Annotated in this window: 20 protein-coding genes; 4 read left to right on the top strand and 16 right to left on the bottom strand. The window is 49.3% G+C overall.

Annotation, left to right across the window (positions count from 1 at the left end; translation table 11 throughout):
• Position 1: 1 nt before the first annotated feature.
• From murD to dinB, 9 genes are all read right to left on the bottom strand, one after another.
• Positions 2-1,435, bottom strand: a complete 1,434-nt coding sequence (murD, locus tag LRP54_RS02110) for a UDP-N-acetylmuramoyl-L-alanine--D-glutamate ligase (protein WP_231234796.1) — start codon at positions 1,433-1,435, stop codon at positions 2-4.
• Positions 1,432-2,514: a phospho-N-acetylmuramoyl-pentapeptide-transferase gene (gene mraY, locus LRP54_RS02105; RefSeq protein ID WP_231204695.1), complete on the bottom strand. Its 1,083-nt coding sequence runs from the start codon at positions 2,512-2,514 to the stop codon at positions 1,432-1,434. The genes murD and mraY overlap by 4 nt, the downstream gene beginning before the upstream one ends.
• On the bottom strand, positions 2,511-3,998 hold the full coding sequence (locus LRP54_RS02100) for a UDP-N-acetylmuramoyl-tripeptide--D-alanyl-D-alanine ligase (RefSeq protein WP_231234795.1): 1,488 nt from the start codon (positions 3,996-3,998) through the stop codon (positions 2,511-2,513). The genes mraY and LRP54_RS02100 overlap by 4 nt, the downstream gene beginning before the upstream one ends.
• Positions 3,999-4,039: 41 nt before the next feature.
• Complete coding sequence (locus LRP54_RS02095) at positions 4,040-5,791, bottom strand: peptidoglycan D,D-transpeptidase FtsI family protein (protein WP_231204691.1); 1,752 nt, start codon at positions 5,789-5,791, stop codon at positions 4,040-4,042.
• On the bottom strand, positions 5,788-6,186 hold the full coding sequence (locus tag LRP54_RS02090) for a hypothetical protein (RefSeq protein WP_231204689.1): 399 nt from the start codon (positions 6,184-6,186) through the stop codon (positions 5,788-5,790). Before LRP54_RS02090 ends, LRP54_RS02095 begins: the two co-directional genes overlap by 4 nt.
• A 2-nt stretch (positions 6,187-6,188) precedes the next feature.
• Complete coding sequence (rsmH, locus tag LRP54_RS02085) at positions 6,189-7,169, bottom strand: 16S rRNA (cytosine(1402)-N(4))-methyltransferase RsmH (RefSeq protein ID WP_231234794.1); 981 nt, start codon at positions 7,167-7,169, stop codon at positions 6,189-6,191.
• A gap of 118 nt (positions 7,170-7,287) precedes the next feature.
• Entirely contained in the window at positions 7,288-7,719 is a 432-nt protein-coding gene (mraZ, locus tag LRP54_RS02080) for a division/cell wall cluster transcriptional repressor MraZ (protein WP_231204684.1), read from the bottom strand.
• Positions 7,720-8,193: 474 nt separating this feature from the next.
• Positions 8,194-8,592: a DUF3040 domain-containing protein gene (locus LRP54_RS02075; RefSeq protein ID WP_231234793.1), complete on the bottom strand. Its 399-nt coding sequence runs from the start codon at positions 8,590-8,592 to the stop codon at positions 8,194-8,196.
• Positions 8,593-8,629: 37 nt separating this feature from the next.
• Complete coding sequence (gene dinB / locus LRP54_RS02070) at positions 8,630-9,880, bottom strand: DNA polymerase IV (RefSeq protein WP_231234792.1); 1,251 nt, start codon at positions 9,878-9,880, stop codon at positions 8,630-8,632.
• Positions 9,881-9,939: 59 nt separating this feature from the next.
• Between dinB and LRP54_RS02065 the strand changes: the two genes are divergently transcribed.
• A complete protein-coding gene (locus LRP54_RS02065) occupies positions 9,940-10,929 on the top strand; it encodes a spermidine synthase (RefSeq protein ID WP_231234791.1) in 990 nt (329 codons plus the stop codon).
• 57 nt (positions 10,930-10,986) lie between these two features.
• Here LRP54_RS02065 and LRP54_RS02060 read toward each other — a convergent pair whose 3' ends face one another.
• Positions 10,987-12,249 carry an MFS transporter gene (locus LRP54_RS02060; RefSeq protein ID WP_231234790.1) on the bottom strand — a complete coding sequence of 421 codons (1,263 nt, stop codon included), beginning with the start codon at positions 12,247-12,249 and terminating at the stop codon, positions 10,987-10,989.
• Between the two features lie 136 nt (positions 12,250-12,385).
• On the bottom strand, positions 12,386-13,498 hold the full coding sequence (locus tag LRP54_RS02055; protein ID WP_231234789.1) for a PAC2 family protein: 1,113 nt from the start codon (positions 13,496-13,498) through the stop codon (positions 12,386-12,388).
• 214 nt (positions 13,499-13,712) lie between these two features.
• On the opposite strand from LRP54_RS02055, the gene LRP54_RS02050 reads away from it, so the two are divergent.
• Positions 13,713-15,995: a HelD family protein gene (locus LRP54_RS02050; protein WP_231234788.1), complete on the top strand. Its 2,283-nt coding sequence runs from the start codon at positions 13,713-13,715 to the stop codon at positions 15,993-15,995.
• A 61-nt stretch (positions 15,996-16,056) separates the two neighbouring features.
• Complete coding sequence (serA, locus tag LRP54_RS02045; RefSeq protein WP_231204670.1) at positions 16,057-17,268, top strand: phosphoglycerate dehydrogenase; 1,212 nt, start codon at positions 16,057-16,059, stop codon at positions 17,266-17,268.
• 59 nt (positions 17,269-17,327) lie between these two features.
• Here serA and nrdR read toward each other — a convergent pair whose 3' ends face one another.
• Both nrdR and LRP54_RS02035 read right to left on the bottom strand, forming a co-directional pair.
• Positions 17,328-17,858, bottom strand: a complete 531-nt coding sequence (nrdR, locus tag LRP54_RS02040; protein ID WP_231234787.1) for a transcriptional regulator NrdR — start codon at positions 17,856-17,858, stop codon at positions 17,328-17,330.
• A gap of 325 nt (positions 17,859-18,183) precedes the next feature.
• Positions 18,184-18,654 carry a LysM peptidoglycan-binding domain-containing protein gene (locus LRP54_RS02035; RefSeq protein WP_231234786.1) on the bottom strand — a complete coding sequence of 157 codons (471 nt, stop codon included), beginning with the start codon at positions 18,652-18,654 and terminating at the stop codon, positions 18,184-18,186.
• Between the two features lie 177 nt (positions 18,655-18,831).
• Between LRP54_RS02035 and lexA the strand changes: the two genes are divergently transcribed.
• Entirely contained in the window at positions 18,832-19,527 is a 696-nt protein-coding gene (gene lexA, locus LRP54_RS02030; protein WP_231234785.1) for a transcriptional repressor LexA, read from the top strand.
• Positions 19,528-19,703: 176 nt separating this feature from the next.
• Here lexA and LRP54_RS02025 read toward each other — a convergent pair whose 3' ends face one another.
• The 3 genes from LRP54_RS02025 to hflX all read right to left on the bottom strand — a co-directional run bounded on the left by LRP54_RS02025 (position 19,704) and on the right by hflX (position 24,517).
• Positions 19,704-20,690, bottom strand: coding sequence for an L-lactate dehydrogenase (locus LRP54_RS02025; protein WP_231204661.1), 987 nt, complete (start codon positions 20,688-20,690; stop codon positions 19,704-19,706).
• A gap of 75 nt (positions 20,691-20,765) precedes the next feature.
• Entirely contained in the window at positions 20,766-23,015 is a 2,250-nt protein-coding gene (locus LRP54_RS02020) for an ATP-dependent DNA helicase (RefSeq protein WP_231234784.1), read from the bottom strand.
• The gene (hflX, locus tag LRP54_RS02015) at positions 23,012-24,517 is read right to left on the bottom strand and encodes a GTPase HflX (protein WP_231234783.1); all 1,506 of its coding nucleotides are present in this window, start codon (positions 24,515-24,517) and stop codon (positions 23,012-23,014) included. The genes LRP54_RS02020 and hflX overlap by 4 nt, the downstream gene beginning before the upstream one ends.
• Positions 24,518-24,541: the final 24 nt, after the last annotated feature.

The following is a 24,541-nucleotide window of genomic DNA, read 5'->3' as shown; positions in this document are numbered from 1 at the left end:
TTTACTTCCCCCATTGGCGGGCAAGTCGCTGCACAGCCTCAGCAAATACGTCACCACGCTGACCATAATTCTCAAATTGATCCCACGAAGCACACGCCGGCGCTAAAAGAACCGTATCACCTGGACGCGACAGGGCGACAGCTTCATTCACCACTGAAAACATCCAATCCTCATGTTCAGCTACTTCAACAACCGGTATTTCCGGAGCATTCTGAGCAAAAGCACGAGCGAAGTCAGTGCGGTCTGCGCCGATAAGAACGACACCTCGAAGCTGATCTTTAACGCGCACAATCATGTCATCAAAGACCTGCCCTTTCGTGTCACCACCGCAAATCCAAATAGCGCTATGCGGCTCTAATCCACGTAAAGATGCTTCAGCAGCATGCGCATTCGTTGCCTTTGAATCATCAATCCAGATCAGATCTGCAGCCTCAGCGATCACTGCGCGACGATGAGCGGCCGGACGGAAGGTACGCAAGCCCTCAGCCACACTTTCAGGTGGAACATCAACAGAACGCGCAAGCGCAGCCGCAATCAGCGCGTCCATCATTACTGCTGCTGTTACAGAACCACCATAGGCAGCAGCAACATCTTCAACATCAGCAAGGTGCAGGGCGTTTTTGTGTCGATCAGCTACAAATGCCCGATCTATCAAATGATTTTCAACAAGCCCCACCTGCGATACAGATGGAATCCCCAATGTGACGCCGATAGCACGCGCGCCCTCAATCACATCGGCATCTTCGACCATTTTTTCAATAGGACGATCATGCGCTGGGTACACGCAAGCCATCTGGGTATGAGTATAAATACGTGATTTATCATTCGCATACGCTTCAGGACTTCCATGCCAATCCACATGGTCCGCATCCACGTTAATACATACGCAAGCCCACGGGGATAGCGTATGAGTCGTATGCAATTGGAAACTGGAAAGTTCAACGGCAAAGATGTGCGCATCTGTGTCAATAGCTTCGCAAATGGGAGAACCGATATTTCCTACTTCCACCGCGTGTTTATCTGCAGCCCGTAAAATCGAACCCAGCATACCAACGGTTGTTGTTTTACCGTTTGTCCCAGTTACGCAAAGCCAAGGCCTACCAGCATGCGGCCCTGATTCTTGCAATTGCCACGCAAGTTCAACTTCACCCCATACGGGAATTGAGGAGCGCTCACATGCCTGCATGAGCGGGGTATGCGGAGCGACTCCCGGTGAAACAATAACGAGTGTTGGTTGTGCTGCTAGGACCGCCTGTGCCAAAGATTCTGGATCTGTAATCGAGCGGACGTTCACCTGTGGAAGATCCGGTAAGGGAGCTGCCCCTTCTTTCCCGTCAAAAACCATCACGTCAATACCGCGACGCACTAAAGCACGGGCAGCGGCCTTGCCTGACACACCCCATCCGACGATTGCTACTGGTGACTGAGGAATCACAGGCGAGACACCCACTCTGCATAGAAAAGAGCCGCCCCAATCATGGCAAGAAGTGCGGCAACTAACCAGAAACGAATCACAATTGTGATTTCTTTCCATCCTTTTTGTTCAAAATGGTGATGCAAAGGAGCCATGAGGAAAACGCGGCGGCCTGTTGCTTTGAAGAAAGCCACTTGAATAACCACTGAAATAGTGGTGGCAAGGAATAAACCGCCTGCAATCACTGCAAAAAATTCCGTATGCGTCAGTAAAGAAACACCGGCGAGGACACCTCCAAGTGCGAGTGATCCTGTGTCGCCCATGAAAATTTGTGCAGGAGAACAGTTCCACCACAAGAAACCCGCTAAAGCTCCTACAAGTGCAGCACAGATGATAGCGATATCCAGAGGATCACGTAACGCATAGCACGCATGAACATTCAATGTCCGGCCGCCACATACCTGCATTGTAGAAAAGTACGACATGAATGTGTAGGCACCGAAAACAAAAATAGATGCGCCAGCAGCTAAACCATCAAGCCCATCCGTCAGATTCACAGCATTCGACCATGCTGTTACTAGGAAATTTGCCCACAGAATAAAAAGAATAACGCCGAGGATGATGCCGCCAAAAACCAGTGACACGGTCAAAGTGTGCGTAAACGTAATCTGGAGGGCCCCCGGGGTGTACCCCCTTTCATCGGGCAATATGAGTGCGCCCACGGCGAAAAGGGAAGCTACCGCAAGTTGTCCAATGATTTTTGCACCGGCATGAAGCCCCAACGAACGCTGACGCATGATTTTGATGGAATCATCAAGTAAACCGATCACGCCTAAACCTACAAGAAGGAAGATCAGCAAAATACCTGACCATGTAGGCCCCCCGTTTAGAAGGGAACCGACAAGCCATCCGATGACGGTGGCGAATATGAAAACTACGCCCCCCATTGTTGGAGTACCGCGTTTTGTGAGGTGTTGTGTAGGCCCATCCTGACGGATGAACTGACCGTACTGGTGGGCAACCAGATAGCGGATAAACAGAGGCGTCAGACCTAACGAAAGGACAAGGGCTAAAACGAAAGCCAAGATAAGCCCTATCATCGGACGGTTCCCCTCTCAATGAGCATGTCGGCGACAAGATGAGCGCCAGAGCCATGCGATCCTTTCACAAGGAGCACACAGTCCTCAACTATCTCCTCTGAGAGGATACCGAATGCTTCCTGTGGTGTACGCGCATGACGTGTGCGGGTCGCCTCAGAAAGTTCCTGTGTGATATATCGCGCCCCGTCTCCCAAAGTAATCACGGTATTAATGCCACAATGACGTGCCATCTGTCCGACTTGACGATGCATAGCTTCAGCTTCATCACCAAGTTCAAGCATTTCACCCAGAAGTGCTATGCGAGGGCGAGTACCAGCCAATGTTCCTAAAGCAGTAATTGCAGCACTTATCGAATCAACATTCGCATTATAAGAATCGTCAATCAGCGTGTATCGGCACGAACCGTAGTTTAAGGAGCGCACGTCCATCCGATGCGGTGATTGTGCACGGGCATTCGATAGGCGCTTGGCTATATCTGCTGCTTCCAGTCCCAAAGCATATGCTGCTGTAGCGGCTGCTAAAGCATTAGCAACATGGTGAATACCAACTAATTGTAAAGTCACAGGATATGTGTGGTATTCAGTAATTTCATCGGATGGGGTCGAAAGATGAGCTGAGGTTTCTCTTTCTTTTACGGATGCCACTGGACTATGTGCTTGGGTAGGTAGCATAAGTGAAAAAGATGGACAGCCTTTTTCGTCTATCTCAACATCTGCGGCGATCACACATGCATCCGTTTTCCCTGCGGCAGAAAAAGTCATCACGTGGCCTTGTGTGCGATGTGACATGGCCATCACATTCGGGTCGTCTGCGTTGAGGACAGCGATGCCTTGAGATGTCAAGGCTTCCACAAGTTCAGCTTTTGCTTGCGCGATTCCTTCTACGTTGCCAAAGCCTCCCATGTGCGCGTGCCCAACCATCAGTTCAACTGCGACATCGGGAGGTGCAATATGCGCAAGGTAAGCAATATGTCCACGACCAGAGGCACCCATTTCAAGAACAAGGTAACGTGTGTTTTCTGTAGCTGTCAGGACAGTCAGCGGCATACCGACTTCATTATTGAAAGAGAGTTTAGGTGCCACTGTGGGACCGTGAACGGACAAGATCTGATGGAGCAGGTCTTTTGTTGTCGTTTTTCCTGCAGACCCTGTCACAGCGAGCACACGTAGGTTCGGATTTTTGACTCGAAGGTCTGCAAGATGAGCCTGCGCAAGGCGTCCCAAAGCACGTGTCGCATCTGGAACACGTATCTGCGTATTTGGCCCATCTGCACGGTATTCTTCAACAATCGCAGCAACAGCCCCATTGTGCTTGGCAGATGCGAGGTAGTCATGCCCATCCGCATTTTCACCGCGTCGCGCAACGTAGAGTGAACCCGGTGTCACTTCACGTGAATCAGTGGTGACAATTCCTGTGATTTCACAGGAAGGGCCGGTTATTTGCCCTGAGAGTGCCTGTGCGATCCAGTCGCTGCTGCGGTGCATCTTTCTCCTTCCAGGTGTTTTTCCTGGTGTGCTGTGAATCCTTATTGAGAACTGGACGGATATAGCTGGGCTTCTTCGGCAGAGGCAGGTACGCCGAGAATACGAACGGCATCTGCTCCCACGTCACCTAGGAGAGGAGCGGAAGAACTATCACCGTATAAGCCATTAGCAGGATTGTAAATGACAACGGCAATAGCGAGTCGTGGTTTATCGGCGGGAATGATTCCTGCCGCAGTTGAGAGAATACGTTTGGTTCCTCCCTCAAAGATTTCTGCGGTACCAGTTTTAATACCGACACGGTATCCTTCAACTTTCGCTAAGCCACCTGTGCCGCCTTCACCCGAAACAACGGATTCCATCATTTTGGCTATCTGAGCTGCGGTATCGGCCGATATTACTTGAACGGGTTCAGGAGCTTGAGGGGTGTGTACTGTGCCGTCCGCTAAAGTCCACGAGTCAATGATTCGTGGGTTAATTCGTACTCCCCCATTTCCGATGGTTGACATGAGTGTGACTTCTTGGAGGGCATTCATTGAGTAGGCTTGACCGAACATGGTAACGAAACGGTCACGTCCTTGCCATTGATCTGGGGGACGTAAACTTCCGGTAGTTTCGCCGGGCAGTTCAATTCCTGTGACTTCACCAAAACCTAGGAGACGCATAAATTCGTAGCGTTCTTCGTCGGTGAGGGTTTCACCGATTTGCATTGTTCCCACATTGGAAGATCGAGCCAAAATACCGGTACTTGTTAGGTTAAGAACAGGGTGTGGGATAGCATCTTTTATGATGCCATCGCCACCGGGAAGCTGCACTGTCGAAGCTACTTCATATACTGAGGTGGGTGTGCTTGTTCCTTTTTCTATTGCTTGCGCCATGGTGACGACTTTGCCAACAGAACCTGGTTCAAAAGCGTATTGGACAGCTGAAATGGGTTGTACTTTTGATTTATTTGGCGCTTCAGAAAATGAGTCTGCAAGGACAAGGACTCGTCCGCTACTTACTTCGGTGACTACTACTGCTCCCCACTCTGCTTGATGTTTACGCACACGGTCATCAAGTTTTTCTTGCACTAAGTGTTGCAGATCAGCATGAAGTGTCGTACGGATTGTCGCTCCGTTCATGGGTTCTTCGATGACTTTTTTACCGCCGGGCATTACAGCACCATTCGGCGCAATTTCGTACGCTTCTTTACCAGCAACGCCTTCTAATAGAGAATCCATCGTTGCTTCGAGGCCTGAGGCGCCTTTGCCTTCAGCATTGATGGTACCGATAACTGGTGCTGCTGTATTTCCATTGGGGTAGACACGGTCTGTGACGGCTTCCCATTCGATACCGTGTATGTCGAGTGCGCGAATATCCTTGTAGGTTTGTGCGCTCACATTTTTCTTCAGGTACACGTATGTGCTGTCACCAACGAGTTGTCCGCCAAGTGTAGCCTCATCTATGTCGAGAAGTGGCGCAAGAAGTCGGGCGGCTTCTGCAGGACCTCGACCTTGTATTTTTTGAGTTCTTTTGCCGTCTACTGTTTCGTAATGTATCCAGCGCGCAATATTTTGTTGATTTGCTGCAATGTGATAGGTCTGAACAGAATCAGCAAGTACGGTCCCGGTCGCATCAATAATTGTGCCGCGCTGAGCAGGAACTTCTGACACTTGGGTGCGGACAATTTGTCCTTCTGTTGCCAGTGTTTTTGCTTGGATAATTTGAATATCAAAGAGGCGTACAGCGCATATACACAGTAATAAGAGGGTGATGATGACGATCCATCGTGCCCGACGAGCCGAAAGTGTCATTGGGCAGCCACACCTGCGTCAACTGTGCCATCTGCTAAGCGAATGATTCCTGGGCGTCCGGAAGGAACCATATCTTGCGCTTTGGCGGCCTTTTCCAATGAGATCGCAGATGAGCGTTCATGGATCTGTACTTGCATCTGGGCAGCTTGAGAGTTGAGTTCGTTGAGTAGAATTTGCTGCTCACGAATAGCAAATGATGTTTGGGCCATCCGCGTATTGAGCAGCATAGGTGTCACGATAGCTGCAACGAGTGCGAACAGTACCACGAGTGTCAGCGGGAGGACCGAACGACGTGGCTGCGCTCCTCCCTCAACGATATGTAGCCGTGGAGTGGCTGGCATACGCAGCTGATCTGTCCGCGTTGCCGGACGGTTCCTGTTGGGTACAGCGCTCATATTCATTCCTTCCACGGTGCAATAATTTGGGCTCCGCGTAGGCGTACAGATGCAGAGCGGGGATTGTGTTCTTGTTCTTGGGTATGTGCTCGTTGGGCACCGCGTGTCAGCAATGTGAGACGTGCTTGAAGATGCGGAGGTATTACCGGCATTTCGGGGGGTGCTTGATCTGTTGCGCCACGTTTGAAAATATCTTTCACAATGCGGTCTTCAAGGGACTGGTAGGATTCCACTACCAGTCGGCCACCGATCCTGATGCTGCTCAGTGCGCGAGGAAGCGCGTGTTCAAGAATGCGTAGTTCGTCGTTGACGGCAATACGTAGTGCTTGGAATGTGCGTTTTGATGGATTCCCACCTGTACGCCGCGCAGGTGCAGGGATGGAACGACGAACAATATCAGCAAGCTGTCCTGTACGTAGTATCGGTGTTTTCTCGCGTTCTGTCACGATATTTCGCGCAATTCTTGAGGCAAAGCGTTCTTCACCGTAGATTCTTAGAATACGTGTCAGTTCCGCTGCGCTCATATGTGCAATCAGGTCTGCTGCTGTAGGCCCATCTGTAGGGTTCATCCGCATGTCAAGAGGAGCATCAACAGCGTAGGAGAAACCACGTTTTTCTTCATCAAGTTGCAGCGAGGAAACACCTAAGTCCATGAGGACGGCTTCAACTTTCCCGTCATGACCATATTCCTGAGCCACTTCGTCAACGTGGTCGTAGGTTGTATGAACTGCGTGAAAACGAGAGCCGAATGTGTTCAGCCGGCGTGAAGCAATACTGATTGCTTCAGGGTCACGGTCTATACCAATGACGGTGACATTAGGGAATCGTTCAAGAACAGCGTGCGTGTGCCCACCCATTCCAAGGGTGCAGTCAATCAAAATAGGTTTTTCCACTGTGAAAGCGGGAGCTAGCATAGCTAAGCATTCGTCAAGGAGGACAGGGATATGCAAAGTTGCAGGGTCAGCATGTTCAGGCCCGGCCATGCTATATCCTCCTTTCCTCTGTTTCCTTGAACATTCCTTCGCCTATCGGGGTCCCCCACCGAGTTCTGCCATCGGGGAAGTGATGTCAGACCTTGGGGCGGAGACCTCAATATGCGCTTTAGAACATTCCAGGAATGATTTCTTCTTCTGTATGTGCGAATGCTTCCTCTTGGAGGGCAAGGTATTCATGCCAGGCCTCGGCATTCCATATTTCTGCTCTGCTTCCTGCGCCAATAACGATGAGTTCTCGACCAAGATTGGCGTAATTTCGCAGGTCAGATGGAACAACGATTCGACCTTGCTTATCAGGCATTTCTTTGTATGCGCCAGAAAGCATGACGCGGATCCAGTCACGAGCTTGTTTTGATGACAATGGTGCGCGTCGCAGATCAGCGGTCATATTCTCAAATTCGTGGGCTGGAAAAGCGTAAATGCAGCGTTCTTGCCCGCGAGTGAGAACAATCCCTCCCTCCATGTCTGCACGGAATCGGGCAGGCAAAATTACACGTCCTTTGTCATCGAGCTTTGGCTCGTAAGTTCCAAGAAACATGTTTCACCGCCTTCCCCTGCGTGACATCTTCCACCACTTTACTCCACTTTTTTCTAAAATCAAGATATTTACACGCAAAAACTCTTGAGTTATTGCATAAATATGCTGAAAATAAGCCAAAAATAATTGGTGGAGGAAAATGGGGGAAAATACACACTTTTATCTCAACAGATACGCAGGATAAAAGTTTCCACACACACACTAAAGACCGCAAAATTTTTAGGAGATACTGCTCATAGCAGCGAAAAAGACTCAGAAAAAGCGATATATCCCCAACAAAGGCGCATAAGAATCACAAACACATATCTATGCTGGGGAGCAAAGTGGAAGCAGAAAAACTATGTGTCACAACCAACTATTTCATCAAAGCATTCAACACAAAAAGTTGAGACACAATCACACAAAATGACACAAGAGCAGCACAAATATTCCGTGCGCACAACAGCGTACGCACAACAAAAATCACATAGCGCTTTAACGCTGCTGACGCTCATCCCAATACTGTTGCTGCCTGTACATGAAACGGGACCACATGCCTTTACGTGAAACAGCCCCAGCAGAAGCACTCTGTGATGAATCTGTTCGGAACATCCACAGCAAACCCGACACCATCACAACAAACCCGCATACCGCCAACGCAATAGACGTATAACTGTAACCCAAAGACACAGCTGTTAATAACAGCAGCGAACCAACAATGACGACACACAGCCCCAAAATAAAACGACGAGGCGACAAACGCAGACGCTCACGTGACACAGGGCGAGGCTCAACAGCAGAATCAGACATACCTGCCACAAATTGGGGATCCGAACGACGGAAATCTGCTTCCATCTGTTCAAGAACTTTCTTTTCGTACTCAGATAACGCCATCGCACACTTCCTTGTCGTCCTCTCAGTTGCCCTTAGTCTAATGCTCTGTGGCCCGAGGAGACGAATCTCCATTCTTTGTGGACTCTAACAAACGAGCCGGACGTAATGCATACGCACCAAAACGTTCAACCACCTGATCCATTGCGCGCTCAGTTGCCCGCGGACGAGGATCTTCCTCCAAAGGCACAGCAAAACCCTCATCTGCACGTCGAAGCCCTTCCGCACGCACACCCAATAAACGCACCCCAGCAAGGGGAATGGGCTGAGCTTTCAGCAAACGCTGCGCAGCCAACGCGAGGCTACGCCCCACGTCAGTAACATCAGGTAAAGTTGCCGAACGAGTCACCGTCACAAAATTCCCATCACGTATTTTCAGAGCAACACCAGAAGCAACAAGACCTGCCCTACGCAGACGCGCAGCACATTTATGAGAAGCAGCCAAAACAAAACGCTCTAATTCTTCTCGCGAATAAATATTGTGTTCAAAAGTGCGTTCCACGCCCACAGATTTTTCCGGATGAACAGCAGCAACCGGACGAGGATCAATCCCCCACGCCAAATTATGTACGTGATGAGCATGAGCCACACCTAAAAGTTTCACCACACGATCAATAGGTAAAGCAGCAAGATCACCTATGGTGGTCACACCCTCACGCTCCAGTATCTCCACAGTACGCGCGCCTACACCCCATAAAGCACCCACAGGTAAACCATGTAAAAAAGGCAAGGTCGCCTCATGAGAAATCAACAATAAACCATCTGGCTTCGCATTAGCTGAAGCAATTTTTGCCACAGACTTATTGACTGCAATACCAACAGAAGCAGGTAAACCTACTTCAGTGCGCACCCGCTGGCGAATCAGCTCTCCAATCACACGCGGAGAGCCTAAACGCCGTCGAGCACCCGACACATCCAAAAATGCCTCATCAATACTGACCTGCTCATAAACAGGGGTAATACTCGATAATACCTCCATCACACGATGCGAATACTGTGAATAAAGCGAATAACGAGAGGCCACCACATACGCATGAGGACATAAACTCCGCGCGCGACCCATTGGCATTCCTGCACGCACCCCTAAAGCACGGGCCTCATATGTCGCAGAGGTCACAACACCGCGGTTACCTTTACCGCCCACAATCAAGGGACGTCCACGCAGCTGCGGATTCTCTTGTAATTCAACCTCAGCGAAAAAAGAATCCATATCAACATGAAGAATCGGGGTGCGTGAATCATCATCACCCCAATCCTTTACTCCCCTGCTATCACGTGGAGCGTGAGACATATACACCCCCTTTTGCTCATAGCCCCTATTTTCCCTCATTTTTCACTACAGTGTCTTTCATGAAAAAAGGTCCCCGGCTGCGCGGCACTGAAGAATTCCCCATTGACTACGGATACGCCCGCCTTACTCAAGACGGCCCCCTCCTTACCTTATTCCTCAATGATGTGGAATCGTCATGTATTGATATAAACGACCCCACGCATATGGATTTTGAATACATGCAACATATGACATGTGCTCTCCAGGCCACCTACGAGACGCAGGCACGTATTCAGGTCCTACATCTGGGAGGAGCCGCATGCGCACTGCCGCGAGCTTGGGTCACACTTTTCCCCCATTCACGGCACACGGCTGTTGAATATGATGCAGCTTTAGCGCAACTCGTGCGTGAACACTTTGACCTACCACGGGCACCTCAATTGAAAATTCGTGTCGGTGAAGCACGCCATGAAACAGAAAAGACTCGCCCTCAGCGTTGGGATGTTATCGTGCGTGATACTTTTGCTCACGGAGAAATACCCTCCCACCTACGCACCATTGAATACGTTCATTCTGTTGCGCGCGCATTACGACCCGGCGGACTCTATATGGTCAATTGCGCACATGGTGGCACAAGTGACGCACGCTACGATATTGCTGCCGTATCTGAAGTTTTCGATCGAGTTATTGCTATTGCAGATCCAAAAGTAGGACGCGGAGGACGCAGAGGAAACGTCGTCCTTATTGCCCAAAACACCTCACCTAAAACACATGTCTCTGCACAAAAGACTTCTTTTCCGCACAACGACTTATCCTATGAAACGGCGAGCGCACCTGTACCTGTGGTAAGGACACCTACGGATTCACCCTTCACTAAATCTGAATCTGAATCCGAATCCGCTTCATCTTTTCAGCCTATTGTTTATCATAACACTGATTTTTCTCTGTGTGATTTTGAGGAACTTGAACGTTTACTCAGGCGTTTGCCACTGCCTGCGCGAGTAATACAAGGGCATGATATGCGTAAATGGTACGCCGGTATTCACCCTCTACATGACGAAGGCGCATAAGATCACCGTAGGCTCCCCTGTTTACTCGTAAAGTACCAGGAAAACTGCAACTTTTAATCAGTCAGTTGTTCGACCAAAGAACACATGTCGCGCTTTTATCAGTGTGAGAACAAAACCTATGATGCCGATAAGCCACAGGAAGGCCTGCGCACTCATAGCTACACGGAAATGGCTCCACCCTAAAACCTCATCCCCTGAGAGGGCATCAAGAGTAATCCCGATAGTAAGCATCGTCGTCAAAGTCGCCATAAAACCACCCATATTTGCCACAGATAAAGCTGTTCCTAATGTGTGGATGGGTGAAGTCATCCGGACAATATCAAATGCAAGCGATGAAGATACCGCCCCCAATGCCAAAGCCACAACAAGGCAGGTGGCAGCAAAGACAGAAGGCGGTGAATACGAAGAAAGCAACCAAGCCCATACTGCGGCAATCACCGTGAAAGATAGGGCAATCATATGCGGACGTCGTTTCGGCATCCGCGCACTCACAATACCCATCACAGGGCCGAAAAGAATATTTGTCACAGAGAAAATAATGAGCATCCTGCTGACTTGTTCTGGTTTCATCCCCATACCTAAGGTCATAAAAGGAACTCCCCACAGCAAAGTGAATGTCATCGGCGGCCCTGAGCCAATCCAATGAGCAAAGAAACCAGCCCATGTTCCTGGATTACGAAATACATGAGGGGACACACTGGGGAAAACCTGAGAATCAGAAGGGGTGTTTTGTGTTGAATCACGTATCCCAAGAGCAGCGATGAAGGCCACGATCAGTGCAGCGGCGGCTGTCATACAAAAAGCAGGGCTCCACCCCCATTGATGAAGTGACATCAAAAACGGTCCTGCAGAAAGGATTTGTCCAAAAAGCCCGAAGATTGACGTAAGTTGAGTAAATATTGGGATGTGCCGTATGGAAAACCACGAGGACAGTAAGCGTAAAACTGAAATAAATGCTGTGGCGTCTCCAATGCCTAAAAGGATTCTGGCAATGATCGCCCACATAAAAGATGAAGAAAAAGCCATTTCGGTTTGTGCAATAGCAACAAGGACAGCACCCAGTGTCATCAGTCGGCGCGGGCCCCATCGATCGAGCAGAATCCCCATCGGAATCTGCGCGCAGCCGTAAACCCCTACTTGAAGGGCAGCAAAAAGAGCAAGTCCCGATGCTGTCAGACCGAAGCGTTCTATTGCTTCTACGCCGGATACTCCTAATGACGTACGAGCAGTAACAGCCACTATGTAGATCAGCATTGCGCATGCCCATACGCGAATACCTGTAGCAAATTGTGGCGGTGTGTGATTATGTGATGGTGTCATGGTGTACGTCAGAAGATAGAGCGGGTCAGATGGGCAGGTGGATACATCACACAGTTAGGTTTTGAGCGTAAGACAGTAGTGGAAACCTGTACACTCGCCTGCGCGTATCTGCCGGTTATTCACAGGTCAATCCGTTTTACATCTGTTGTTCAGATGGAGGAAGCGGCGGTGGTTCGTGAGTGTCTGCGCGGTGGCGAGGAATATGGCGGATATTCAACGTGGCAGAGTTTTTCTGTGCTTCTCGATGCGCTAGGCGGCGCAGAACGTCCTCTACGGTTTCCGTTTCAGGTTCGCTTTCCTCATCGGTTTGTGATGCGGAATGAGAAGGGGCATTCTCCGTCACATCCGCTGAATTTTTCGTGACATTTGCCAAATAGGCTTCAATCACATCCCCGATATTTTGGGTTTCTGTATGCGGCACAGAGGTTACATCGTCAGAAAAGGAAGTTAAGGGAGCAATACCATTGGCCCCTGTTAAGGCATCGTAGTGTGTTTCTAGGGCTTGAACAGTTTCATGGATCTGCGGATTTTCTTCCGTGAAACTTTCAAGAGCTGCGATATCTTCGGCAGCTCCACGCTCTAAATCCCCTACTGGTAAAGCCAGTCCCGTTAGTTCAGAGAGTTTACGCAGGATCGCTGAGGATACTGCAGGATAAGGACGATCAGCCATGTAGAAAGGAACCGATCCGAGTAAAGCCACTCCGTCAATACCTGATTCAGCTAAGCGTGCTTGAACAAATGAACTCACAGGAGAGGGAAAATACATTGGCTGCATCATCTGTGGTTGAGGCGGAATCAAAGAAGAATCCGTTGCTTGAATGTGAACTTGCGCAGGCCGCGTGTGTGGAGTTCCCGCTGGCACACCATGCAAAGACACCGTGATTTCCACTCCTGCTTCTTCAGCGATCTGACGTATGTGGGAGGCAAATTTTTCCCACCGCATATCCGGTTCAGGACCGTGAATCAGCAAAAATGGCTGTCCTAAATCATCATCGACACGTTCCACAATAATCTCGGGCATATTCAGATCGGTGGATACCCAGTCCTCTACTGTCAGCACTGGCCGGTGGGCGCGGTAGTCAATAAATTCGTCCGTGTGGAATGTTGCAATCCGGTCTGTACGTAAGGCGTGACGCATCTGTTCTACTGCGATATGACCGGCAACCCCCGCATCAATAGCGCCATCGAAATGTAAAACCAGGATCGGTGACTTTACTCCCCATGCAGGCCCTTGATCGTACAACGGCATAGCGCTCCTCCCCTGCGTACGTATGTGTAGTGATACTGTGCCGTATTGATGACATTGATGTTTTCTATTGTGAGTACCACGCTACCCGCTTACTCAAAAGAATTCCCGTCGAAAAGAAAATGTGGCAGGAACATCAGTCTTTCTTCCAGCATTTTGAGTAAGAAATTGACACAATGGTAGGTCCCTTCTTTTTCAGATTCACTGTGGAGGCACTGTGTCGGATTCGCCGCATTCGAGTGATATCTCGCGTGAAATCACCCGCGAACAGGTTTTTGTTGACAATGCTTACCGTCATCTTGATGACCTGCGGGACACATATCGTCAGCGTCAAGCTCGTGTCCACGCCAACCACGGGGTAGGAAATGCGCAAGGCTGGACAGAACGTGATGCTATTTCAGCTCATTACGGGAATATGGCCGCGCGCTTAGATGGCGTAGAAGACCGACTGGTCTTTGGCCGACTTGACGATATGGAAGGCAAGCAACGCTACATTGGGCGCACCTCATTATCTGAAGAAGATGGCACTTCGCTTCTTATTGACTGGAGAGCCCCCGCTGCCGCTCCTTTCTATCGTGCCACACCTATTGACCGGCAAGGCATTGTTCGCCGCCGTCATATTTTGACACGTGCGCGCACAGTTTTAGGGATTGAAGATGATGTCCTTGATGCCCAGGCAGCCAGTGAGTCTGGTTTAGAACTTCAAGGTGAAGGCGCTTTGATGGCGGCTTTAGGTAAAGCGCGTGATGGTTTTATGGGCGATATCGTTGCTACCATTCAGGCTGAACAAGATCATATTATCCGTGCGCAAAGTAACGGTCTGATCGTTGTTCAAGGCGGTCCCGGAACTGGTAAAACTGCTGTTGCTTTACATCGAATTGCTTATCTTCTTCATGCTGAACGTGAACGTTTAGAGCGCTCAGGTGTGCTTTTAGTTGGTCCTTCACGTGTCTTTTTACGTTATATCGAAAAGGTCCTTCCTTCTTTAGGTGAAACAGGCGTTGTGTCTTTAACCGTAGGTGACCTTGTCCCAGGTATCAAAGCTCGTGGCGTTGAATTACCTGATGTTGCCTACATTAAAGGTCTTTCAGCGTGGACACAGATTCTGCATCGCGCGGTTCGAACTCTTGTGCAAATTCCGCCCCATGACGAAGTCCTTGATGTGTGGAATCGTCGTGTTACTCTCCGGCAAGACGATGTGGTACGCGCAGCAAAATATGCACGTCGAGGTGGTCGCCCTCATAATGTTGCGCGTGATGTTTTTGCTTTAGAACTGATGAAAGTCTTGGCTCGGCGTTTAATCACTGAAGCTGCGGGCATACCTGAAAGTTCTGATATAGATTCTGAAGAATTTACTTTGTGGCTCCAAGAAATCCGGGATTCTGTCAGCGCACGTCGAGCAATTAATCGTGCGTGGATGCCTACTTCTTCCCTTACCCTTTTGGAACGTTTATGGGCTAAACCAGCTTTACTTGCACGACTCAATGATGAAGTAGGCTCTCCTTTATCACCTGAGCAGCTCACTCAGTTAGCTCGCCCACGTACTTCTCCTATAACAGTGGCTGATATCCCTTTACTGGATGAATTAGAAGAATTACTTGGTCCTTTACCTTCCTGCGCTGCTTCGCGTTCTTCTGCGCATGATGATGAGGCAACGCAGGTAGAACGCGCACGTGAAGCAATGGAGGCTTTAGGGCTTGGTGGCGGTATTGTTTCAGCAGAAATGCTGGCTGAGTCCGTTGCAGGTGCCGCAGAATTTACTCCACTAGCTGAACGCGCTGCCCGTGATCGTACCTGGACTTATGGGCATATTGTGGTTGATGAGGCTCAGGATCTTTCTGCGATGGCGTGGCGGTCTTTGCTGAGGCGTTGTCCTGCTCGTAGTTTCACGGTCGTCGGCGATTTAGATCAAAGACGCGGTAATCATCGCATTGCCTCGTGGTCTGAGGCTTTGGGACCTGCTGTGCGAGCTTTGACCGATGAATTTGTTTTATCTGTGTCATATCGGACCCCTCGCACGCTTACTGATGTAGCTGAACGTGTTCTTGCGCGCGCAGGTATGCCTGTTATTCACCCTATGCAGGCTGTACGCGATGTGGATGATTGTTTGCATATAGTTGATGCGCGCGACGAGTTTCCAATGCATGATGATGACGAAGCTTTACGGATGAGTGTTGCGGCAGTGCTGCGCCACGTATGTGAGGTACTTGACCAGCGTCAAGGACGTGATTATGGTCGCGTAGCGGTCCTCCTGAGTGCTGATCGTGCCCGAGCTTGGGGTGGTGACACTGTAGGCATGTCGACGCTGACTGAGCGCGTAAGCGTATTGTCGGCGAGCGCCTCTAAGGGTTTGGAATTTGATTCCGTCATTGTTGTGGAGCCTTCAGAGATTCTTCATGATGGCCCTGGGGATTTATTTGTGGCTTTGACACGCGCAACCTACGACCTCACTGTTGTGCATTGCCAGTCTTTACCTGCCGGTATGGATGAATGGGAGTAGGGAAAGTCCGTCTCACGGATATTCCTGTTTCTTTCTAGCTGAGCATGGCACGATTAAAGCTATGACTCGTGTACTTCTTTTAGAAAATCCTCACCGCGTATCTGATGATGTTTTCCAGCAGGCAGGTATTGAGGTTATTCGTCATACGGGAGCACTTGATGAGGATGAACTCATACAGGCTCTTGATGGCGTTGACTATGTTGGTGTGCGTTCTAAAACGATGGTGACTGAACGAGTGCTGCGTGCTCGTCCTCATTTACGTGCTATCGGCGCTTTTTGTATTGGGACAAATCAAATTGACCTTGGGTGCGCTACTTCTTTAGGTATTGCTGTTTTTAATGCCCCGTATTCTAATACTCGTTCCGTTGTGGAGTTAGCGATCGGTCACATCATTAATTTGTCACGACGTGTCACAGTTAAAAATTCTTGTTTACATCGCGGCATATGGGATAAGAGTGCTGATGGTGCGCATGAGGTACGTGGACACACATTAGGCATTATCGGTTACGGCAATATTGGTAAGCAGCTGTCTGTTTTAGCTGAAGCTATGGGGCTGAATGTTATTTACTATGACGTGGCAGAAAAGCTTTCTTTAGGTAATGCCACACAAATGCCGACTTTAGAATCAGTACTACGTGAAGCTGATATTGTGTCCATTCATGTCAATGGTTTACCTGATAATGCGGGTTTATTCGGTGAGCGTGAGTTCTCTTTAATGAAACGCGGCGCTTTATTTATCAATTTGTCGCGTGGTTTTGTTGTGGATGTGGAGTCTTTACGCGATCATCTGCTCAGCGGTCATCTTGCTGGTGCTGCTTTAGATGTTTTCCCTTCGGAGCCTAAGGCGAATGGGGATCCTTTCACATCGGTACTTTCAGGTCTTGATAATGTAATTCTCACTCCGCATATTGGTGGTTCAACTGAAGAGGCTCAGTGGGATATTGGACGTTTCGTATCCGGTAAGATTGTTGATTTTGAGAAAACCGGTTCAACGGATATGAGTGTCAATTTGCCGAATTTGCAGTTGCATTCTTCGCCTTCAGCTCGTTTCCGTATTTCTTTGGTTCACCGAAACACACCTGGTGTTTTGGCTTTGGTTAACCAAGTTTTCGCTGAGTCTGGGGCCAATATTGAAAGTCAGATTCTGTCTACGTCAGGGTCTACAGGATATGTGCTTACTGATATTTCATCAGAGTTACCTGTGGAGGCTTTAGCGGCGATTGAGCAAATGAATGACACTATCCGTCTTGTTGTGACGGCTATTCATCGCTGAGGCGTGTACAGACTCATCTTTGAAGGTTTATCTGCGTATTGGTTTTGTTGCCAAGATTTTTAGTCTAAAAGTGTAGGCACTGAATCTTGAGGTGGAGTTTTTTGGCGACGGGTGTGAGCTGTGGAGCGTGCTTGTGTGCTTTTTTTACGCCCTTGGAGTTCTTCGATTGCTTGAGCAAAATCTTCTACGCTATTGAAGGCACGGTAAACCGAGGCGAAACGTAAATACGCTATTTCGTCGAGGTCGCGTAAGAAAGGCAGGATGGCTTTTCCTACTTCTTCGGAGGACACATTTGATACTCCTGAGGACCGTATTTGTTCTTCAACTTGTTGTGCAAGATAGGCAAGCTGATCGCCGGTGACATCAGGGCGGCCACGGCATGCTTGTTTGAGTCCAGAAACAATTTTGTCGCGCGAGAATGGTTCCACGACGCCTGAACGTTTCACCACTTGGAATGATGATGTTTCCAAAGTTGTAAAGCGTTTCTTACAGGTAGCACATTCCCTTCTGCGACGTATGGAGGCACCATCATCAGCGATTCGGGTGTCTACTACACGCGAATCGGAACTCTGACAGAAAGGACAATGCACCCCATAAAATTACGTTTACATTGAGTCCAATGCAAGAGGCACACGAATAGTAGACACTTTTTCCACGCATATCACGGCGATAAACACTATTCTTTCGCGGATTTTGCAGTTTCTGTGTCTTTTTTCGCCACCCTTTATTCGTCATATGTGCGTGAGCTTCCCTATACTCTGGGATTTTGATACGCATAGCGTGAGCACATATATATCGACACAAAAACTTCAGTTATTTTCTTTTATGTTAAGGCATCTGCGACGTATTCATCCCGCACGATGCCACACAGACTGAAGAAAATAAGGGCATCTGACCTCTTATATAGCAAAACATCTACTTGTCATACCGAGGAAGCGCAATCGTCTGCCCCACAAGCAAAGTTCCGTCAATAGGATTCAAACGTTCGATATCCGTGACTACTTCCTCAAGAGGACGGCTTGTTGGCACCGTCGCAGCTAAACTCCACACAGAATCCCCTGCACGTACTAAATGAACGCTTGTCGGAATGTGAGAGATATCAGGCTGCAAGGCAAAACCTATATGTGCAGCACATACGCTAGCAATAACAGTAGCGAATATCGCAGCCCCCACTTTCAGCGCAGAAAAATGATACTGGCGTATCGCTCGTGTACGAGGAGGATGAGGACGACGAGCAGCCGCAGGGTTTTCTGACCGTAAAGCACGACGTACACGACGACGTGAAGGCGCCATGCGAATATCAGAAACCGTTGCAAGAGGCATATCCTCTGCACTCAATACACGCATGTCATGTTCCGTAGCGATTTCATATGCTTTAAGCGCCATTTCTACCTCCACAAACTAGAACATATGTTCGTCGAACACATGTACGATATCATTATTTTTTGGTAATGTCGAGAACCGCTCGAACATGTGTTTCACTTCGACGATTTATTCGCATAACCTGTGTATTACTAGTGGAACAGCAGGCACCCACATCTGCGTACCGCCCGGGAGGAACTCATGGAAAAAACACCGCTCACTGAACGGCAACTGCAAATACTGCATCACATATCCGCACATGCACACAGCCACGGCTTTCCCCCGTCAGTACGCGAAATTGCCTCAGCAGTTGGACTCGCTTCCCCCTCAACAGTGAAACATCATCTCGACATTCTTGAACGTGACGGATATCTCCAACGAGTTCAAGGTTTACCACGAGCACTTGAAATTTCTAAAACCGGTCGCACCCTATTAGGCCACGGCAACACGCAAACACCCCATGACAATTCCACCGAAGCTTCATTCATTGATATCACTGTTCCAGTTGGACATGCCGATGAGGAAGCCTCCAATATCCCCCTTGTTGGAAGAATTGCTGCAGGAACACCTATCACCGCCGAACAATACGTGGAAGATATCTTTCAGCTACCCACCCGCCTAACCGGACATGGACAACTATTCATGCTGGAAGTACACGGAGATTCAATGATCGAGGCAGGTATCCTCGATGGAGATTTCGTTGTGATCCGCGCACAGCACACAGCACATGAAGGTGAAATTGTTGCCGCCATGATTGAAGGCGAAGCCACCGTCAAAGTATTTTCACGCACAGGTGGACATATCTGGCTTTTACCCTGTAACGAAAATTACTCACCTATTGACGGTGACACTGCAACTATCCTTGGTCGCGTTGTCACAGTACTGCGATCCCTCTAAAAACGTACACAATGTCAGTACCGGACATATTTCCGCCGCAAGCATCATGATCTGCTCATAAAAAGAAACGACCGCAACTACCCAGACTCACACGCATAAGACATAATAAAAATCCTGCCCTTACAGCCAAAAGCCACAAGGACAGGATTCCTGACAAAAATCAGCAGATACAGCTCTTAAAAGCCCAGATCGCGGGCCACCTGACGCAAACGCTGCGCAGAAGCAGTTAAACCATCACGTTCACTTAAAGTCAATGGTGGATTCAACACGCGCCCCGCACCTGCACGCCCCACAATCGTCGGCGCAGCCATACAGACATCTGAGATCCCTTCCCAATCCTCTAAAAGAGTGGAAATAGTAAGTACACGGTTCTCATCACGCAAAACAGCTCCTGCAATACGTGAAGCCGCCAAACCAATCGCGTAATTCGTTGCGCCTTTACCCTCAATAATCCGATAAGCCGACTGGACAACATCTTCAGCAATACGACGACGCAAATCAGCGTCAAAAAGAGAACCTGACAATGTTGGCCCCCAATGACGCAACGGCACATTACCGATTTCTGCACTTGACCACAACGCCACCTCAGAATCACCATGCTCACCCGCAATGTACGCGTGAATATTCTGCGTAGCAACACCTGTTTCTAAGGACACCAGATAACGCAGACGCGAAGTATCAAGGACCGTTCCTGAACCAAAAACTTGATTACGAGGCAAACCGGTAATCTTCAAAGCCGCATATGTCACCACATCCACTGGATTTGTAATAAACATAAAAATGGCTTCAGGAGCAACCTTTTGTAAATTCGGCACAATCGTCCGCATCAGTTCCACAGTCGAACCTGCAAGCTCCAAACGCGACTGTCCTGGTTTTTGTTTCGCCCCAGCAGTCACAATTACTAAATCAGCGCCGCGAACAATTTCAATATCATCAGATCCTTCCACGCTACTCGTTGGCGTGAATTGAATACCATGCGCAATATCTAAAGCTTCAGCCTCTACTTTCGCTTTATTAATATCATGCAACACCACCGAACGTGCATCCCCTTTAATGGCACACGCATAAGCAACAGCCGTGCCAACAGCACCTGCACCTACCACAGCAATTTTTGATGGACGCCCCGTAGACATCGGATACAAGCTCTGTACCTCGCTACTCATCTTTACCCCCTACACACATGTTATTTTTTATAACTATTTCTATCATCACATATTTTCTGATCTACTATGTGTAACCTACGTCACAGATGAAGATAAGCGCGACAAAGCCTCACGCACAATTTTCGGATCACTTGTAGGCCACAATGCAGGCATTGAACGACGAATCATCGCACCATAGGACTTTGTCACCAGCCTTTTATCAAGAACAGCAAGCACACCACGATCTTCGCTGGTACGCAAAAGACGTCCCGCGCCCTGCGCCATCAATAAAGCAGCACGCGGAAGAGAAACCGTCCAAAAACCACTCCGACGATTACGTTGAGCCACATCCGATAACGCCTGTATGACAGGATCATGAGGATGAGGAAAAGGGATTTTGTCAATAATGACCAGACGACACGACAACCCTGGCACATCCACGCCCTGCCATAAACCTAAAGTTCCCACCAAAGAAGAATTCACATCATCTCTGAACTGTTCAACCAGCGAGGACACACTCGCATCCCCCTGAGCAAAAACCTGAGTGCGTACCCGTGAACGTAAAATCTCTGTAACGCTATGAACTGCCCGACGAGACGAACAAAGCACTAAGGCTCCTCCACCGCTAGCCTGCACAAGATCGACAATCTCCTCCAGAGCCTCCAAAGAAATACCTGCAGGATCAGGAGGAGGCAGATGACGGGCCACATAGAAAATACCCTGATGAGCCTCATCAAATGGGGTCCCCACATCTATACCGCTCCACGGCACATCCGACACAAACAAGCCACATTCGTAAGCAATCGGATCAAAAGAACTACCCACATTCAGCGTAGCAGAAGTTAAAACCGCAGGTCCTTGACCTAAAGCCACCGTTCCAATTGCCCGCGCCACATCCAATGGGGCAAGAACCAGCTGTGGATGTGGGGTAGATGATATTTCAGGGTATTCCACCCAGGTCACTGTTTCCTCGGCAGGACGCGACCATGCGGCACATACAGCAGTAATTTCATCAAGAGCAGCCCGCGCCAATGTTTTACTGGCTGCTTCCGCGTCTGAGTCACTGACTTGCGTGTACGCATCCCGACATGCCTCATCAAGACGACGCAGAGCGTCATGTAAAATTTGCGGCCGCTCGTAAAGGAGGCCAAGCGGTAAATCCTCAAGAATCTGCGAAAGTTCCTGTGTGATTTCTTCAAGAAAATGTGTATCAATACGCCCATGCGTACGAGCAGAACGAGTAACACGCGCTAATTGAGAAGCAGACAGCGACACAGCAGCTTGCGAACGCACCCGTTCAGCCAGTTCATGCGCCTCATCAACAACCACCATATCAATGTCAGAGAAAAGATCATTCTCCCCTGTCGCATGAATCCCCAACAAGCTATGATTCGTGACCACAATATCGGCATGAGCAGCTTTCTCACGGGCATTATGAGCAAAACACTCCTCCAACATGGGGCATGAACGGCCAATACATTCACGCCGAGACACGCTGACATGACGCCATGCGCGATCTGTTGGCCCAGGCACCATATCGTCACGATCACCTGTGGGCGTTGTACGTGCCCATTCACGTAAACTCATGATCTCAGCAGCTATAGGTGAAGTAGGGCCTTCGGTTTTTTCAGATTCACCCGGCAAAAGCGAAGAATCAAAAAGCGTATCCTCATCAGGATATCCGCCTGCAAGCTTATGCATACATATGTAATTACTCCACCCTTTGAGCAGAGCCACACGAGGCGTATAGCCGACAAGCCCCTGAAGGACCTTACTGACAATAGGAGCATCATGTGTGAGTATTTGACGTTGAAGTGCCAAAGTTGCCGTAGAAATCAGAACCCGCGCATTGCCTGTCACCGCATGAACACACGACGGAATCAAATAACCCAGCGATTTTCCTGTGCCGGTTCCCGCTTGCACGAGGACGCGAGCGCGATCACGAATCGCCGTGGCAATCGCATGCATCATCTGTGTTTGCCCGGGGCGCACTGTTCCAGAAATATCAGAAAGGACGCGACTCAGTACTGTGTCACATAATTCTGTCAGGTCCGGTGTACTTTCTGCCTCCCCATCAGGCGCACTCTTGAGCTCGATACCCGGCGTAGTCCCTCTTTTAATCTCTCTTTGAGAAAGCACATCCGCAGCGCACGAAAGATCAGCCTGCCCGCCCGACACAGCGTGACTATTACTTTCCTGCTCCTCATTTTCTGCAGGAGTCAGATCAGGGGATTCGCTCTTAATATCAGCGTTCTTTCCTTGGGTTCTTTCAGCAGTTTTTTGCGAGGGTAATGTCTTGTCGCTGCTAGGCAAGGAGGAGTGCGAAGCAGATTGCGCTTCATTCATGTGTTGTCCTGCGCCCCCGCCTCACGTAAAAGCTGTGCGAGGCGAGCCTCTACACGTGCCACAATATGCGTGCCTTCTGGACCGTATTCTTCGCTTTCGATTTCGCCTTCTTCATGTACGAGGTGAACCAGGTCCCCTCGTGAATACGGAATTGTCATATCTACCTGCACCCGTGGATGTGGAAGCATATCCTGTATCACAAGACGCAGATCTTCCATACCGTGTCCCGTCCATGCTGAAACAGCAACAGAGTTCGGGAAAGCTGTACGTAATAAAACAAGCTGTTCCGGTGTCGCTAAATCTGCTTTATTGAGCACAATTAATTCAGGAATCTCACGCGCACCCGGAATCGTATCGAAAACTTCATGTACCGCACTTACTTGCCCTGCAGGATCAGGGTGAGCAGCATCAACCACATGCACAATAAGATCTGCTTCAGCGACTTCTTCAAGAGTGGAACGGAAAGCCTCAACTAATTGGGTAGGTAATTGGCGGACAAAACCAACGGTGTCAGTGAGCGTGTAGAGACGACCATCCGGTGCTTCTGCTCGGCGAACAGTAGGGTCAAGGGTGGCAAATAAAGCGTTTTCTACAAGAACTTCCGCACCAGTTAAGCGATTCAGTAGCGTTGACTTACCTGCATTCGTATATCCCGCGATTGCTACCGAAGGTACACCTCCACGACGACGTGATGCCCGTTGAGTATGACGTGAAGGCTCCATTGCTTTAATATGCGCGCGTAGGCGAGCCATTCGAGTGCGGATACGGCGACGGTCTAATTCGATTTTGGTTTCACCTGGGCCACGTGAACCAATGCCTTCACCACTTGCCACACGGCCACCGGCCTGTCGGCTCATTGATTCACCCCAGCCTCGTAACCTGGGCAGCAAATATTCCAGTTGCGCCAGTTCAACCTGAGCTTTACCCTCACGAGATTTTGCGTGCTGAGCAAAAATATCAAGAATCAGTGCTGTACGGTCCACCACCTTGATTTTGACAACATCTTCAAGGCCACGTCGCTGGCTGGGCGCAAGTTCACCATCCACGATAATCGTGTCCGCCCCATTTGCGGCCACAAGTTCAGCGACTTCTTTCGCTTTTCCTTTCCCGAGGTATGTAGCTGGGTCAGGGGTAATTCGACGTTGGATCACGCCATCTAACACTTCTGAGCCCGCTGTTTGAGCAAGAGCAGCCAACTCTCGTAAAGAATTTTCTGCTTCCTCCTCAGTGCCTTGTGTACGTAGCCCCACAAGAACAACTTTTTCAAGTCGAACCTGCCGATATTCAACCTCGGACACATCTTCAAGTTCCGTAGATAAACCACGTATACGACGTGTACCTGCACGGGCTTCTCGTTCCAACCATCCTGCATCATTGCGCGTATCTTGACCATCGGTTGATGCTAAAGCTGTCCCTTGGCGAGCAAGAACACGTGCCACGATTTCTTCTGCTCTGCGAACAGATTCATCGTGTGGCTCTAGCTGTTGGCCTGTATGCGGCATAGGTTTCCTCTCGAAAAGCTCGTG

It is taken from the genome of Schaalia sp. lx-100 (assembly GCF_021083625.1).
In the GTDB taxonomy this organism is placed as follows: domain Bacteria; phylum Actinomycetota; class Actinomycetes; order Actinomycetales; family Actinomycetaceae; genus Pauljensenia.
Note: the sequence above shows the minus strand (reverse complement) of the source record. Positions and strands in the feature narration are given on the sequence as shown.